11 protein-coding genes are annotated in these 16,033 nt (G+C 67.8%); 4 read left to right on the top strand and 7 right to left on the bottom strand.

Going from position 1 to position 16,033, the window contains the following annotated elements; all coding sequences use genetic code 11:
• The first annotated feature begins 19 nt into the window (after window positions 1-19).
• Window positions 20-1,069 carry a sulfotransferase family 2 domain-containing protein gene (locus NJ4_RS16735; protein ID WP_169799283.1) on the top strand — a complete coding sequence of 350 codons (1,050 nt, stop codon included), beginning with the start codon at window positions 20-22 and terminating at the stop codon, window positions 1,067-1,069.
• Between the two features lie 52 nt (window positions 1,070-1,121).
• Here the strand turns inward: NJ4_RS16735 and NJ4_RS16730 are convergent, their stop codons facing one another.
• The 5 genes from NJ4_RS16730 to NJ4_RS16710 all read right to left on the bottom strand — a co-directional run bounded on the left by NJ4_RS16730 (window position 1,122) and on the right by NJ4_RS16710 (window position 9,544).
• Window positions 1,122-3,059 (bottom strand): glycosyltransferase family 2 protein, encoded by a 1,938-nt coding sequence (locus NJ4_RS16730; RefSeq protein ID WP_157551182.1) that lies wholly within the window; start codon window positions 3,057-3,059, stop codon window positions 1,122-1,124.
• A gap of 63 nt (window positions 3,060-3,122) precedes the next feature.
• Entirely contained in the window at window positions 3,123-4,406 is a 1,284-nt protein-coding gene (locus tag NJ4_RS16725; protein WP_217996900.1) for a nucleotide sugar dehydrogenase, read from the bottom strand.
• Entirely contained in the window at window positions 4,403-5,563 is a 1,161-nt protein-coding gene (locus NJ4_RS16720; RefSeq protein WP_067437689.1) for a DUF6270 domain-containing protein, read from the bottom strand. Before NJ4_RS16720 ends, NJ4_RS16725 begins: the two co-directional genes overlap by 4 nt.
• Window positions 5,560-8,193, bottom strand: a complete 2,634-nt coding sequence (locus NJ4_RS16715) for a bifunctional glycosyltransferase/CDP-glycerol:glycerophosphate glycerophosphotransferase (RefSeq protein ID WP_067437687.1) — start codon at window positions 8,191-8,193, stop codon at window positions 5,560-5,562. The genes NJ4_RS16720 and NJ4_RS16715 overlap by 4 nt, the downstream gene beginning before the upstream one ends.
• Before the next feature lie 109 nt (window positions 8,194-8,302).
• A complete protein-coding gene (locus NJ4_RS16710) occupies window positions 8,303-9,544 on the bottom strand; it encodes a hypothetical protein (protein WP_067437685.1) in 1,242 nt (413 codons plus the stop codon).
• A 178-nt stretch (window positions 9,545-9,722) separates the two neighbouring features.
• On the opposite strand from NJ4_RS16710, the gene NJ4_RS16705 reads away from it, so the two are divergent.
• The gene (locus NJ4_RS16705) at window positions 9,723-10,037 is read left to right on the top strand and encodes a histone-like nucleoid-structuring protein Lsr2 (protein ID WP_456093719.1); all 315 of its coding nucleotides are present in this window, start codon (window positions 9,723-9,725) and stop codon (window positions 10,035-10,037) included.
• Window positions 10,038-10,217: 180 nt separating this feature from the next.
• The gene (locus NJ4_RS16700) at window positions 10,218-12,803 is read left to right on the top strand and encodes an ATP-dependent Clp protease ATP-binding subunit (RefSeq protein ID WP_067437681.1); all 2,586 of its coding nucleotides are present in this window, start codon (window positions 10,218-10,220) and stop codon (window positions 12,801-12,803) included.
• Window positions 12,804-12,872: 69 nt separating this feature from the next.
• Here NJ4_RS16700 and NJ4_RS16695 read toward each other — a convergent pair whose 3' ends face one another.
• The gene (locus tag NJ4_RS16695) at window positions 12,873-13,748 is read right to left on the bottom strand and encodes an HhH-GPD family protein (protein ID WP_067437679.1); all 876 of its coding nucleotides are present in this window, start codon (window positions 13,746-13,748) and stop codon (window positions 12,873-12,875) included.
• Between the two features lie 71 nt (window positions 13,749-13,819).
• Here NJ4_RS16695 and NJ4_RS16690 point away from each other — a divergent pair, with 71 nt between their 5' ends.
• Window positions 13,820-14,593 (top strand): hypothetical protein, encoded by a 774-nt coding sequence (locus tag NJ4_RS16690; protein ID WP_067437677.1) that lies wholly within the window; start codon window positions 13,820-13,822, stop codon window positions 14,591-14,593.
• A 178-nt stretch (window positions 14,594-14,771) separates the two neighbouring features.
• Here NJ4_RS16690 and disA read toward each other — a convergent pair whose 3' ends face one another.
• Window positions 14,772-15,851 (bottom strand): DNA integrity scanning diadenylate cyclase DisA, encoded by a 1,080-nt coding sequence (gene disA, locus NJ4_RS16685; RefSeq protein ID WP_067437675.1) that lies wholly within the window; start codon window positions 15,849-15,851, stop codon window positions 14,772-14,774.
• Between the last annotated feature and the right edge of the window lie 182 nt (window positions 15,852-16,033).

The following is a 16,033-nucleotide window of genomic DNA, read 5'->3' as shown; positions in this document are numbered from 1 at the left end:
TCAGCCTATGCTTTCGGTCATGAGCGAGGAACTGTCAACGCCGGACGACGCGATGTTCCAAGCGATGCGTGACGTGCCCGGCGCGGTCTTGCGGACCTACCTCGCACCCGAGGCCAAGGTGATGTTCGAGTCGTTGAACAAGAACGCCTGCACCAGTCTGAAGTGGATGATGGCGGACCTTGCAGGGGAAGACCTCTCCACCTTCAAGGCCGGCTGGAGCGGCTACATCGCGGACTCGGAGGCTGTGCACAACCGTGACCTGTGGCAGGTGTCTCCACGTCTGAACCAGCTGACCGCAGAACAGCGGGCCGAGATTCGCCCCGACAACGACTGGTTCATCTTCGCGGTCGTGCGTGACCCGAGGCTCCGCCTGTTCTCCGCCTGGCAGAACAAGGTCCTGATGGAGAACCCGCACATCACGCAGTTCAGGAACCGGGACTGGTACCCGCGTCATCCACTCACCCGCGAGAGCGTCATCGAGGACTTCGCAAAGTTCGTTGCCTTCTTCGAGAACGAACCCGAGCACATGCTCCGTCGAGACCCGCACTTCCGTGGGCAGGTCGACATGCTGATCGAGCACGCGATCCCCTACACCCGCATCTATGAGATCGGCGAGTTCAAGCAGCTCACGAGCGATCTCTCCGAGCACGTGGAGAAGGTCGGATACGACGGTGAGGTGCACGTCCCACGTGCGAACCCGACGCCACTACGGCCCATCGGGGCGCTCTTCGAGAACGGGGTACGCGAGCGCATCGAAGAGCTGTATGCCGATGACTTCGACCGCTTCGGTCATCTCTGGGACTTCTCCCGCACGGAGGCCGCTGAGCCGTGGAGTGACAAGGATCTGGCCGCCTGTGAGACCGAGTCGCAGCTCGGCCGGCGGATCGACGAGCTTCACCGGCTCGCCCGCACCGCGCACGCGGAGAACATCGAATCCCGCAAGCGCATCGCCGCCCTCGAGAAGGACGTCGCCCGCTTGTCGGTCAGCCCGCTCCGCAGGGCCGGAAGCCGGGCCCGCAGGTCGGCTGGTCGAATCCGCAGGCGTGTGGTCGAGGCCCGCAGGGACTGAACTCGAAGGGTCCGGTCAGGGCGTCCAGTCTGACCCGGACTGCCGGTGTGCACTAGGGCTTCTCCTGGCCCGCGCCCCGCTGGCGGAGCGCCTGGGTCACCGATCGCAGTGGGCTCGACGCAGCGACGTCAAGGGCGAGCTTGCCACCCTTCAGGGTGACCGCCTCCGTGACGACCTGTCGCAGCCCCTTGCCCGTGGTGTGGCTGCCCAGCCCGGTGGGCGCCGGAACCGGGAACCTCTCGTGGTGCGGGGGCAGTCCGGCACGGAGCCGAATCGTCCATCTGCCGGGCTCGAGGCCGCCGACCGGGATCCGTCCGCTGAACTCCCCGGCGGAGAGCGCCACCTCGTGCTCGACCGAGCCGGCGTCACCCCGGGCGATCAGACTCAACGGCGCATCCAGGTCGAGGTCGAGCCGGCCTTCGACCACCAGGTCCCCGGTCTGCCAGGAGACCTGCCAGTCACGCAGCATCTTGCCGACGCGGTGCTTCTGCTGCCCGACGTCCAGCTTCAGGCGCCGGCCGGGACTGAGGTAGGACGCGACGGTCCAGCCGTCCGTGGTCTCCCAGTGCAGGAAGGGCTGGTCTCCGGAGATCGCGTCTTCGTCGAGCCGTGCCTGTTGCTCCCGGGTGAGGCCCTCGTGGGTCAGTTGTGTGTAGACGTCCCAGATCGCGTCATGCAGCCGGTCGCCGTCGAGAGCGAGGGTGTCGAGGTCGGCTCGGAACGTGTCGTCCTCCCCTCGTCGAGCCGTCACGAGGTGGTCGGTCCCGGGATCGTCGCGACTGTGCAGACGCACCGTCACGGTGCCCACGGAATCGGCGGGTGCCCGGTCCCAGGTTGCTACGCCCTCCAGATGCAGGGTCGCCCCGCTCCAGGAGACGGACGTCAGGTGCTGTCTGAACCCGAACCGCTCGGTGACGTCGTACACCTCGTCGGGGACCCCGACGGCTGCATCGCGGAAGAAGGGCAGCAGGGCGTGAGCCCGACCGTCGCTGATGCCGACCTTCCAGGACCTGTTCCGCACCGACTCGTCGGCGGCGGCGGTGACCACCTCGTCGTGAAGGCCGCGGCCGACCAGGTGGTAGAGCAGTCTCATGTCGGGGCTGAGCCACGTCGCGACGGGCGGGGTGAGGTGCTCCTCGACGAGGGCGCGGATCCGGGCCATGAGCTCTCGCTGCTCGGCCGGGTCGAGCTCAGGAAGAGCCAGGAGGACGCGCTGCAGCTCGAGCTGGAAGTGTCGGGCCAGCAGGCGGCCCCGGTTCTCGGGATCGGGCACCTCGCGGACCAGCAGGGCACACATCGACTCGATGACGTCGACCCGGCTGGCGGCCTTGCCGGAGTAGGTGATGTTGCCACCGTCATCCCGCAGGACGACCCAGTAGTACTCGTAGTCGGCGAGGAGGCTGATCTTGGCGGCGCGCAGGTAGGCGAGGACCGCGAACGGCTGGTCGCTGAGCACCGGGAACTCGGTGGGGAACCTGATCTTGTGCTCCTCCAGCATGCTCCGCCGGTAGAGCTTGAGGACAGAGATGGACCAGTAGGCCTGGGAGGTGAAGAGGTCGGCGTCCAGATCCGTCTTGCGAAATGCCGATGCGCCGACGCCGCGTTCGGAGTCACTGGCCAGGCTGCCCGCGACGACGTCGGATCCCTCCCTGTCGGCGACGGCGACCAGGCGTTCCAGCGCTTCGACGCCGAGGTAGTCGTCAGCGTCGACGAAGTAGACGTAGCGGCCGGTGGCGATGTCCAGACCACGGTTGCGCGGCCCAGCGGGGCCGCCGGACGCGGGGTGGTGCTCGACCCGGTAGAGCGCTTCCGTGGCCCGCGCCCGCCGGTCGATCTCCTCCGCGGTCCCGTCGGTGGACCCGTCGTCGATGACGATGATCTCCATCCGGTCGGTGCCGATGGTCTGTGCCTCCAGCGAGTCCAGGCAACGGTGGAACCAGGGCAACGCGTTGTACGCCGGGATGATCACACTGACATCGGGCACCGTCATGAACACCTCACTGCGGGATGGAGCAGCAAGAGTAGCGGCCCGGGACTCAGAGACCTCGGGGGCTCAGAGCAGTTCCACCTGCGGGCCGGCACACCGGTTGCGGGTGTCGAGGACGTAGGTCTCCGAGGTCGACAACAGGTCGTAGTCGAATTGGTCGTGGTCGGTGAGCAGCACGGCCGCGTCGGCCCACGCCAGGCCGTCGGCGTCCGCCTCGGCCCGGAGGACACCCCGAGGCATCTGGGCGTCCTCGGTGAACGGCTCAGCGACCCGTACGTCGGCTCCCAGGGCCTGCAGCTGCTGGAGCACCGTGAGGGCGGGGGACTCCCGGATGTCACCGACGTTCTTCTTGTAGGCCAGACCGAGCACCAGCACCTTGGCACCGTTGACCGCGAGCCGGCGCCGATTCAGTCCGGCCTGCAACCGGGCCACGACGTAGTCGGGCATGTGGTCGTTGATGTCGTTGGCCGCGGCGATCATCCGGATGTCGCCCCGTGAGGTCTGGCGCACCTGCCACAGGAGGTAGGATGGGTCGATCGGCAGGCAGTGCCCGCCGACCCCCGGGCCGGGGGTGAACCTCATGAACCCGAACGGCTTGCTGCCGGCCGCGTCGATGGCCTCCCAGACGTCGACGCCGAGATCCCGCGACACCGTGGCGATCTCGTTGACCAGCGCGATGTTGACGTGTCGGAAGGTGTTCTCGAGGAGCTTGGTCATCTCCGCGGTCCGGGTGCTCGAGACCGGCACGGTCTGCTCGACGAACAGGTCGTAGAACTGCCGCACCCTGGCCAGGGACTCCTTGTCGATGCCGGAGACCACCTTGGGGGTGTTGGCCAGGCCGAAGGTCTGGTTGCCGGGGTCGATCCGTTCCGGGCTGTAGCCGAGGAAGAAGTCCTTGCCGGCGCTCAGGCCGCTGCCGGCCTCGAGGATCGGCAGGAGCAGCTGGTCGGTGGTGCCGGGATAGGTGGTCGACTCGAGGATGATCGTGGCGCCCGGCTTGATGTGCGGCGCGATCGCGCGGCCGGACTCCTCGACGTAGGTCAGGTCGGGCGCCCCCTGGCGCAGCGGCGTCGGCACCGTGATCACGCAGACGTCGAACGCGCCGATCCCGGACCAGTCGCTGGTCGCGGTGTAGCGGCCCGAGGCGAGCGCGTCGCTGAGCTCTCCGGAGCTGACGTCCTCGATGAACGAGTCGCCCGCACGCAGGCGCTCGACCCGAGCGGTGTCGATGTCGATCCCGATCACGGTGCAACCCGCCCGCACCGCGCCCATGGAGACAGGGAGTCCGACGTACCCCTGACCGACGACGGCCACTGTGGTCATCTTGATGTCCTCCTGTGCCTCGATCATGGGGATCCGTCCGTGTCGCGCCTGCGTTCGATCCGCGCCAGCCAGATGCTGCGAAGAGCGGTGACGTGCTCGTCGGCGCTGGCCGGCAGCTGCGCAACGCGATCGAATGTCTCGTCGTCGACGGTGCCGCGCAGGGTCTCGAGCAGCTCGTGGTCGAGCCGAGCCACCTCGGCAGGCAGACCCGGGACGGAGTCGGGACGGGGCCTGGTCGGCAGCAGCTTCCGCCATCCGGAGGGCGCCTCGTGCTCGGGAGGATTCACCACCGCGTCGAAGGCCGTGCTGAGCTGGTCGAGCTCGGTGCGGACCCGGTCCGCGGACGCGTCGGCGATCTCGTCGACCTTCGCCATCACGTCGCCGGGCAGGTCGTCCCGCAGCGCGAGTCGGTGCAGCTCGCCGAGGAACCGGTGGTAGTAGTCCATCGTGTAGTGCACGTCGAAGGGCCCCCACGGGTGCTCCTTGAACGTTGTGTAGGACTCAGCGCCGAGGTCGATGTGGTCCCAGCCGTACGTCGTACGGGCGTGGTCGTTGAGTCGTCGCCAGAAGGCGTTGCCCCGCTTGGTCGTGCGCTGGGCCGCGGGGTTGCCGGGGTGCAGTCGTCCCGGGATCGGCAGGTTGGGCCGCATCACCTCGGTGGCGTTGAACCCGCAGTGCACGACAACCCGCGTGGTGGGGCAGTTCTCGACGACGAAGGCTGCGAAGCGGTCCATCGCCTCGGTCCACAGGTCGAAGTAGGCGTCCGCGTCGGTCTGCCAGCTCAGCGCCTCGGTGCGCTCGTCGTCGATCAGCCGCTGATAGAGGTCGGTCTTGTGGATCCGCCACCGGTTGTTGGTCACGAAGCGACCGTCGGCCATGCGCAGGACGCCGAAGTGCACGTCACCGAAGAAGTCGAGGATGAGCAGGTCCGGCGGGTTCTCGGCGATGAGGTCGAGGATCTCGCGGTTGAGGTCGGAGGCGACGTTCCACAGACCGTAGGGCTTCATCGGCTCGAGCGGTTCCCACGGCGTGTCCACCGGCGGTGACATCAAGGCGATCATCGAGCTCTGGTTGGTGGTCGCCCCCACCTGGAACCACGCCTTGTAGTCAGGGTTGAACCGGGAGTTGAAGTTGTCGCGGGTGATGCAGCTGCCCATCACCGCGACGACGCGGGGCTCGCTCATGATCGCGATGCCGTCTCGGGCATCGCCGGGGTCGGCTCGGCGGGCAACCGGGACCGGTTGCCCTCGGTCAGCCGCACGTGGGCCACGACCCGCTCGCAGCACTTGCCGTCGCGCTCCTGGAAGCTGGCGTCGATGCGGGCCTGGTACGCCGGCAGCGGGTCCGGGCCGTGGTCGAGGGCCTCGATGGTGGCGGCCACCGCTGAGTCCTTGTCCTCCTCGACCGGGCCGAAGCCGTCCCGGGGGTACTCGAAGTAGCCGGCCCGGCCGACGTGGCCACCTCCGAGCACGGTGTCGGCGTCGAACTGGAAGTAGACGACGGGACGCTGCAGGTAGGCGGCGTTGAACGCGATCGAGGAGAAGTCGGTGACCACGGCGCGGGCGCGGGCGAACAGCTCCTGCGGGTCACCACCCTCGTAGGAGAGCGGGAGCACGTGGTCGGGCAGCTCCATCATCGGCAGCAGTGGCTGGAGGTTCGGGTGCGGCAGGAATCCGAGCTTCAGCCCGTGTCGGGTGCACGCCTCGGCCAGCTTCTCGTCGCAGATGTAGGACATCCATTGCTGCACGAAGTCGGACTCGAGCAGCGAGCTGTCGAGTTCGCGACGCTGGCTGCCCTTGATCACCGGGGGCAGCAAGCCGTTTCGCCACGTCGGGGTGACCAGCAGCAGATCGCGTTTGTCGGGGGGGAACCGCAGGCCGACCTCGCGCAGCCGGTCGAACCGCGGCAGTCCGGTCAGGGCGACCTCGCGGGTGGTGAAGACGTACGGCGTGTGGTCGCCGGCGATCGAGGCCATCTCCTGGCGAGTGCTGACCACGAAGGTGTCCATCTCCTTGGGGTCCAGCCACGATGAGATGTCGTCCTTGATGACGCCGTGCTGCAGGAAGTGGAAGCGCCAGTTGCGGGGCGTGAACTCAGTGATCTCCGCCGGCGCCACCACAGCCGCGTCCGCGTGGGACGACAAGAGGTGTTTCGCGTGTGCGAGCAGCAGCCGCCACTGGAGCGAGCCGTAGGCGACGAGACGGTCGCCGTGGCCCTCCTTGCGGAACCGCTCCCACTCCTTGCCGCCCTTCTCCAGGACGAACCAGGCGTTGATCTCGGGGTGGTTGGCGCGCAGGTAGCGGAACAGGATCTCGCCACTGTCGGCCGCGTCGTGCACTCGGTCCATCAGGACCCAGGCGTCGGCATACTTCTTGCGAACCTGCGGCGTCCGCATCAGCTTCTGGGCGATCTTGCCCTGCCTGGACTCGGGCTTCTTGACCTGCAGGTGCTTCGGGATCCGGCTGCGAGCGCGCTGGGACAGCGGGCTGCCGAACCAGCGGATCTGACCGGGTGGAGCGACTCTGGTCGGCCCGTAAGGGCGTTCGTAGACGATGTCGACGGCGGCGCCGTCGAGGTCGAGCTGCAGGGATCGGTTGGCGGGCAGCCACACCGAACGCTCGTGCATCAAGGTGCGCCCGTAGAACTCGAGGTCGCGGATCTTGGAGTGCAGCGGCTCGATCGGCTCACCGTTGGCACGCCACACCTCGGTCGGAAGCTCGCCGGTGTAGAAGTACGACGCCTTGACGATCACCTGGTCGACATCGAACTTCTTGAGGTGCACGAACGGGTCGTGCCACGGCTGGTCGTCGTAGCCGTGCGCGAGGATCAGCCGGGTCTGCCCGGGCACCGACGGCGGGACGTAGCGCAACGCCTCGTCGACGTCGATCTGTCCGAGGATCTCGGCGGCCACGGCGTGGAACTCATCCGTGATCGGCCCCCCTTGCGGGCGGCCCGTGGAGGCCGCGTGGGAGTCCGTCGCCTTGAAGTACCAGTGCAGCTCGTAGAGGAGGAAGGACTCCAGCCAGCGCGGCACCTGGCCGTGCAGCTCGCGTGCTCGCTTGACCAGGTCGAGGTAGCCGAGCTCGGGCACGACGTTGTAACGGCCTGGATGTGCCTGCGCGGTCTGCAGGGTGGAGCTGTCGTCGGCCCGCTTGCGGTAGTGGTAGCGGGCGGCGTCGAGGAACCCGACCCGCGGCTGCTCGAAGCTCAGCAGGTAGCGGGAGTTGAAGTGACCGTCCTCGAAGTTCGGCCGGATGCGACCGTCGAACTCCAGGTCGAGGTCACGGATCCGGTCGAGCCGGAAGAAAGTCGCAGGCGAGCTGCCGTGGAACCTCTCGGGGTTGAGGGACAGGTCGACGTACGGGTTGGCGTGGAACATCGAGCGCAGCGGGTGCCGGTCGGTGAGCTTGTCCTCAGCCTCGTTCCAGATCAGTCGGTGCGTTGCGGCCATGTGCGTATCGGGGTGCGCCTCGAGGAAGCCGGCCACCACCTGGAGGTACTTGTCGTTGACGACGTCGTCAGGGTCGGGGAACGTGATCCACTGGCCGCGGGCGGCCTTGATGCCGGCGTTGCGAGCGGCTCCTTGGCCGGCGTTCTCCTGGGTGATGACCCGCACGGTCTGGGGACGACTGTTCGCCCACTCGGCGAGGAGACGGGGCGACTCGTCCGTGGACCCGTCGTCGATCATCAGGATCTCCACGTCGTCGAGCTCGTGGGTCTGACGCTCGATCGAGGCGATGAAGTCGGGCAGATAGGGAGCGACGTTGTAGACGGCGCTCACGATCGAGAAGAGGGGACGCGCCTCGTTGCTCATGGTGGAGGTTCCTTCCGGTCTGATCTGGGGTGCGTCGGGTCGAGCTGGTGCGTCGGCGGCAGGGAAATCACCCTAGGGCGTGATGTGGGGCCGATCCCAACCGTTGGCCTCAGGCTTTGCGACGGATCCGCGGATCGAGGCGACGACGGAGGCCAGCCTTGACCCGCGAGTTCAGAACCGTGATCAGCTCCCGAGTGCTCATCTCGTCGACCTGCCGCTTCCTTCGGCCAGGTTTGCGGGGCTTGCGGGCCAGCCGGACCTCCCGGAGAGCCTCCTCGCGACCACGGGCATCGGCCTGGTCGATGCCCTTGAGGGCCGAGGTGATGGCACCGGAGATTCCCTGGACTGCGATGGAGATGGGGATCTGGTCGAACTCTGGCGTCTCTCCGGTGGCGGGAAGTCGGCGCAGGTTCTCGAGGTCACCGCTGACGGCGACACCGGAGGCCCGGAGGCGATCGATGATGGAGTCTGCTTCGACCTGGGCCTGCTCGACAGCCCAGGGAGGCAGGGCACTCTTGGGTTCATCCGAGTCGGGGCGGCGCTCCTTGAGAATGCGCGCCACCATCCCGTAGCGGATCATCAGCGAGAACTGGGTCCAGGTCAGCCGGTCGCGGTTCTCCTCAATGACCTGTCGCAAGAGTTCGGCTTCGGGGGCCGTCAACCCACGGTTGCTGAAAGCGGGAGTTCGGGTGGAGAGGAACTCGGGCGGAAGGTCGAGGAGCTGCTCGAACGTGGCGGGCAGGAGTGCTCGGTCGGCTTCGTCGATCACGACGACCCGGATCCGGTCGACGGGGAGCACCTCGCTCCAGCGCTCGACCAGGGTTGCGGTGTCGGCCCACGACCAGAAGCCTCTCGACACCACCGCCGGACTCGGCCGCTTGAAGCCCTTGTCCAGCCACTCGGACAGGTGCCCGGCCTTGCCGTCCCTCAGAACCTGCTGCCAGGTCGACAGGGCGATCGAACCGGGATTGCGGGCGGCGATGAGGACATGGAGTCTCTCGGGGTCGAGATCGGCGACCGCCCGGGCAATCTCCTCAGGCTCGGACTGTGCGAAGAACTCACTGCTGACCACGACCCGCCCGGGCGTGTTCCTGACCTTGCGCGCGAAGTTTGCCCATTGCTTCTCGCTCGGGACTTCTTCGGTGTCGTTGGTCCAGCCCGCCGGGTGCTGACGAAGCGCGCGAGCGTGGCCGTGGTGGGCGCCATGGCGTCCGGGATAGGTCACTGCGTGCTGCAGAAGGTCCTCGCGTGCGGCGGCGAGGATGCCCTGGATCGCGGTGGTGCCGGTCTTGTGCGGGCCGATGTGCAGCAGGATGGCGTCTTCGGGGAGCGCCGGAGTGGGCTGGGACATGCGCCCCAAACTACCCGTGCTCCCCGGCGCAAAAAGAATCAGGCGGGAATGCTCACATCGAATTCATTTGGAGACAATTGTGGATGCGGGTCGCGGATATTCTCCCGACAATATCTCTGTGCAATGATCTGCGCATCGGAATGCAATTGACGAGAATGAGGAGATCATGGCTCAAAAGGTGAATATCATCCTGGTCGACGACATCGACGAGAGTGAGGCCAGCGAGACCGTGACGTTCGGGCTCGACGGCGTGACCTACGAGATCGACCTGAACGAGGCTCACGCCACAGAGCTGCGTGAGGCGTTGGCGCCGTACGTCGGCCATGGCCGCAAGCTCGCCGGCCGTCGCAAGGCGGGCTCCTCAGCCTCCTCGGGTGCGACGGGGTCCAACGCGGCCGAGGTCCGCGCCTGGGCGCGTGAGAACGGGCACGACGTCCCCGATCGCGGCCGCATCCCGGCCGACGTGCGCGCGGCCTACACCGCCGCCCACTAGGCAACTGCTTCGGCGCCGGCGGTCCTTCAGGGGCCGCCGGCGCTCGTCTGAGGCGATCCTGTTCGCTGAGAGCGGATATGACTCTCGGCGGGAACACGTAGGGTGGAGCCAGACGTTGGTACCAATGTCCGCGCCTCTCCCGTCCCGGGGCGCTGGTACCTGAGTTTGAGGAGTGCGTACATGTTCGAGCGGTTCACAGACCGAGCCCGTCGGGTGGTCGTGCTTGCCCAAGAAGAGGCACGCATGCTCTCCCACAACTACATCGGGACCGAGCACATCCTGCTCGGCCTCATCCACGAGGGTGAGGGTGTCGCTGCGAAGGCACTCGAGAGCCTCGACATCTCGCTTGAGGCCGTGCGCGCCCAGGTCGAGGAGATCATCGGCCAGGGCCAGCAGGCGCCCAGCGGCCACATCCCCTTCACGCCTCGCGCCAAGAAGGTGCTCGAGCTGTCCCTGCGCGAGGCACTGCAGCTCGGTCACTCCTACATCGGCACCGAGCACATCCTGCTCGGCCTGATCCGCGAGGGCGAGGGCGTTGCCGCCCAGGTGCTGCAGAAGCTCGGCGCCGACCTCAACCGGGTCCGCCAGCAGGTCATCCAGCTGCTCTCCGGCTTCCAGGGCAAGGAGAGCGCCGCCGCAGGCGCCCCCTCGGGCAGCGGCTCGGAGGCCCCGTCCTCCTCGTTGGTGCTCGACCAGTTCGGTCGCAACCTGACCCAGCAGGCCCGCGAGGGCAAGCTGGACCCCGTCGTGGGGCGCGAGCAGGAGATCGAGCGTGTCATGCAGATCCTGTCGCGACGCACGAAGAACAACCCTGTCCTGATCGGTGAACCCGGCGTCGGCAAGACCACGATCGTCGAGGGCCTGGCCCAGGACATCGTCAAGGGAAACGTGCCCGAGACGCTCAAGGACAAGCACATCTACACCCTCGACCTGGGTGCGCTGGTGGCCGGTTCGCGCTACCGCGGTGACTTCGAGGAGCGCCTGAAGAAGGTGCTCAAGGAGATCCGCACCCGCGGCGACATCGTGCTGTTCATCGACGAGATCCACACGCTCGTGGGTGCCGGCGCCGCTGAAGGAGCCATCGACGCGGCCTCGATCCTGAAGCCGATGCTGGCCCGTGGCGAGCTGCAGACCATCGGCGCCACCACGCTCGACGAGTACCGCAAGTACCTCGAGAAGGACGCCGCCCTCGAGCGTCGCTTCCAGCCGATCCAGGTCAACGAGCCCTCGATCGCGCACACGATCGAGATGCTCAAGGGCCTGCGTGACCGCTACGAGGCACACCACCGGGTGACCATCACCGACGAGGCGCTGGTCTCGGCCGCGACGCTGGCCGACCGCTACATCTCCGACCGGTTCCTGCCCGACAAGGCGATCGACCTGATCGACGAGGCCGGCTCCCGGTTGCGGATCCGCCGGATGACCGCGCCGCCGGACCTGCGCAAGTTCGACGAGCAGATCGCCGAGGTGCGTCAGCGCAAGGAGGCCGCCATCGACGGCCAGGACTTCGAGGCTGCCGCGTCGCTGCGCGACGAGGAGAAGCAGCTGAGCCTGAAGAAGTCCGAGCGCGAGAAGCAGTGGCGCGCCGGTGACATGGACGTCGTCGCCGAGGTCGACGAGGAGCTCATCGCCGAGGTTCTCGCCGTCGCGACGGGCATCCCGATCGTGAAGCTGTCCGAGGAGGAGTCGACCCGGCTGCTCAAGATGGAGGACGAGCTGCACAAGCGCGTCATCGGCCAGGAGGAGGCCGTCAAGGCGCTCTCCCGTGCGATCCGACGCACCCGTGCCGGCCTGAAGGACCCCAAGCGCCCCGGTGGCTCGTTCATCTTCGCCGGCCCCTCCGGTGTCGGCAAGACCTGGCTGTCCAAGACGCTGGCCGAGTTCCTGTTCGGCGACGAGGACGCGCTGATCCAGCTCGACATGTCGGAGTTCTCCGAGAAGCACACCGTCTCGCGACTCTTCGGTTCGCCTCCCGGCTACGTCGGCTACGAAGAGGGCGGCCAGCTGACCGAGAAGGTACGCCGCAAGCCGTTCTCCGTGGTGCTCTTCGACGAGGTCGAGAAGGCCCACCCCGACATCTTCAACTCGCTGTTGCAGATCCTGGAAGAAGGTCGCCTGACCGACTCCCAGGGCCGGGTGGTCGACTTCAAGAACACCGTCATCATCATGACCACGAACCTCGGCACCCGCGACATCTCCAAGGGGGTGAGCCTGGGCTTCGGCAACGCGTCCGACACCCAGGGCACCTACGACAAGATGAAGGCGAAGGTCACCGAGGAGCTCAAGCAGCACTTCCGGCCCGAGTTCCTCAACCGCGTCGACGAGATCGTGGTCTTCCCGCCGCTGTCGCAGGAGCAGATCGTCTCGATGGTCGACAACATGGTGGCCTCGGTCGAGTTGCGCATGAAGGACCGCGACATGTCCCTCGAGCTCACCCAGAACGCGAAGAACCTGCTCGCCGAGCGTGGCTTCGACCCGGTGCTGGGTGCGCGTCCGCTGCGTCGCACGATCCAGCGCGAGATCGAGGACGTCCTCGCCGAGAAGATGTTGTTCGGAGAGGTCGGTCCCGGCCAGATCGTGCTCGTCGATGTCGAGGGCGAAGGCCCCACGGCAACGTTCACGTTCAAGGGCCAGAAGGTGGGCGCCATGCCAGACAGCCTTCCGCTGGAGCCGGTCGACGTGGTCTCGGGCGATGTGCTCGGTGAGACCACCGAGGGTCCCGACGACAGCGACGGCCCGGTCGACGTCCCCCACGCGGACGACTGACCCGATCCGAGCGACAGTCCCCGACGCTTCCGTTCTTCCGGACGGGCAGCGTCGGGGACTGTCGTCATTTCAGGGCAGGGCGAAATGGTCGGGCTCGACCCGCACCAGCAACCCGTCGACGACCAGGCTGGCCAGGGCTCGTTCCCGTTGCGCGTCGTCGGTCCAGACCTGGTCCAGTCGCCGCCGCGGCACCGCCCCGGCGCTCTCGCGCACCACTGCGAGCAGCCGGCCGCGGACCTGACGGTCGGTTCCGGCCCAGCTCTGCACCTTCCGTGCGGGTCCGTCGTACGCCGGCCGACCGGCGGCCACCCATGCGCACCGGTCAGTGATCGGGCAGCGGTCGCAGTCGGGGTTGGTGGCCGTGCAGACCAGGGCGCCCAGCTCCATCGTGGCGACCGCCCAGGTGGCAGCGGTCGGTGCGTCCTCGGGCAGGAGCGAGGTGGCGAGCTCGCGCTCGGCCTTGCGGACGGATGGAGGTGGGAACTCCTCGCCGCTCACCGCCCGGGCCAGCACCCGTCGAACGTTCGTGTCGAGCACGACGTGGCGTCGGCCGTGGGCGAAGGAGGCGATCGCGGCCGCGGTGTAGTCCCCGACGCCGGGCAGCTCCACCAGGTCGTCGTACGACTCGGGCACCTGGCCGCCGTGCTGGTCCCGGATGGCCACGGCTGCCGCGTGCAGGCGAAGGGCGCGGCGCGGGTAGCCGAGCCGGCCCCAGGCACGGACCGCCTCACCGGAGTCGTCATCGGCGAGAGCTGTCGGCGTGGGCCAGCGCTCCAGCCACTGCGCATGCATCGGGAGCACCCGCACCACCGGCGTCTGCTGGAGCATGAACTCCGAGACCATCACCGACCACGCGGTGGCCCCGTTGCCCCGCCAGGGCAATGCGCGCGCGTGCTCGTCGTACCACGCGAGAACCGGGGAATGGAGGTCGCTCACGCCGCGCATGTTACGGGTTGTCGAACCGCGCGTGGGTGTTGCTCCCCGGATCCGGGCCGGCCGCTGGATACCGTTGGCGCATGAGCAACGTCGCCCGGCCGCGGGGTCCTCTGCCCGCCCGCGTCTACTGGGTACGGCGCGCCCTGGTTCTCGGTCTGGCGTTCCTGTTGATCTTCGGATTTGCCCGGCTCCTCGGGTCGGGCAACGACGGTGAGGACAGTGCCGGCGACTCCGGCTCCGGGGTCGCCGAGCAGGCGGCCGGGGAACCGTCGGCGACGACCACCACCCAGACCACCCCGAGCGACACCAGCAAGGCCAAGCCGAAGAAGACCCGCACGCCGCTGCCGCAGCCGACCGGTGCGTGCAAGCCCGAGGACGTCACCGTCGAGCCGGATCTGGACCGTGGCGTCGGGGGCGGTCGCATCGAGATCCCGTTCCTGCTGACCGGTGTCGAGGAGGCCTGCACCTTCCAGGTCTCCAACTCGACCATGGTCATCAAGATCACCTCCGGCAATGACCTGATCTGGAGCAGCCAGCAGTGCGCCACGGTGCCCAGCCAGGACGTCGTGGTCCGCTCCGCGACCACCACCAAGGTGACCCTGGTGTGGAACGGTCGTCGTTCCGACGACGACTGCAGCCGGTCGGCGAAGTGGGCAGAGGCCGGTTGGTATCACGTCGAGGCCGCGGCCCTGGGTGGCGAGCCGACCTCCGACAAGTTCGAGTTGGTCAACCCGCAGCCGAAGAAGGTCTACAAGACCGAGAAGCCGAAGCCGAAGCCGAAGAAGAAGACCTCTGACGAGAAGAAGCCTTCGTCGTCGGCGTCACCGTCGGGGGCCGTGGAGCCCAACGGCTGAGGGTCTGCTCGGCTCTCGGCCTTGGTTGGGGTCTGCTCTCGGCTCACCGGGTCTCGACACGCGGGTCACGCCTTCGTTCCTCAGGCGTGCCGCTCGCTCGACCACCTTCAGTTGATCCGCTTGCGCGTCTCAACTACTCGCTCGACCACCTTCAGTTGATCCGCTTGCGCGTCTCAACTCAGACGTACCGCTCGAGGATGCTGGACTCGGCCAGTCGGGAGAGGCCCTCGCGCACGCTGCGGGCCCGCAGTTCGCCGACACCGTCGACCGCCTGCAGGTCGTCGATGCCTGCGGAGAGCAGCTTCTGCAGGGTGCCGAAGTGCTCGACGAGCCGGTCGACGACAGGTGCCGGGAGCCGCGGCACCTTGGCCAGCAGGCGGAACCCGCGAGGAGCGACTGCACCGTCGAGGTGCTCGCTGGCGCCCAGGCCCAGAGCCTTGGCCACCGCCGACGGATCGACCAGGTCAGTGGGGGACAGAGTCTCCAGTCGGGCCAGGACGTCTTCGGGCGTCTTGGCCTTGCGGCCGGTCGGCAGGTAGTCGCGAATCACCAGCTCGCGCTCGGTGTCGACGCCGGTGATCAGCTCCTCGAGCTGGAGTGAGAGCAGTCGGCCGTCGGTGCCCAGCTCGAGCACGTAGTCCTCGATCTCGCGGGCGATGCGGGTGACCATCTCGAGACGCTGGGCCACCACGGCCACGTCGCGGACAGTGACGAGGTCTTCGATCTCGAGCGCCGACAGGGTGCTGGAGACCTCGTCGAGACGCAGCTTGTAGCGCTCGAGAGTGGCCAGGGCCTGGTTCGCGCGGGAGAGGATCTGGGCGGAGTCCTCGAGCACGTGACGGGTCTCGCCGACGTAGGCGGCAATGATCTGCATCGACTGCGAGACGGAGATGACCGGGAACCCGGTCTGCCGCGCGGCCCGGTCGGCGGTGCGGTGCCGGGTGCCGGTCTCCTCGCTGTGGATGGTGTGGTCGGGCATCAGGTGTACGGCGGCCCGGTGGATGCGAGTGAGCTCGGAGTCGACGATGATCGCGCCGTCCATCTTGGCCAGCTCACGCAGACCGGTCGCGGTGAACGGCACGTCAAGGGTGAACCCACCGGTGGCGATCGACTCGACGACCTTGTCGTAGCCGAGCACGATCAGGGCGCCGGTGCGTCCGCGCAGGATTCGCTCCAGGCCGTCACGCAGGGCCGTCCCGGGAGCGATCGACGCGAGGGTCACGCGCAGGCGCAGGGAGTCCTCGGAGCGTTCGATCATGGCGCGAGTCTAGGCCACGCCTGTCGAACGGAAGTCGCCTGCTGCGCGCGGCGCAGCACCCATCCTGGACCGCGTCGTCGTCAGTCGCCGTGGCACCGCCGGGGCTCCCCTCTCCACCGTGCCGAGCCACGTCCTGAACCGCTCTCGCGACGGCGCACGTTCGGGGGCCTGGCCGGCGACCT

Source organism: Nocardioides jensenii JCM 1364 = NBRC 14755, from assembly GCF_001552535.1.
GTDB lineage: Bacteria > Actinomycetota > Actinomycetes > Propionibacteriales > Nocardioidaceae > Nocardioides > Nocardioides jensenii.
The sequence above is the reverse complement of the archived record's forward strand: the minus strand, read 5'-3'. Positions and strand labels throughout refer to the sequence as shown.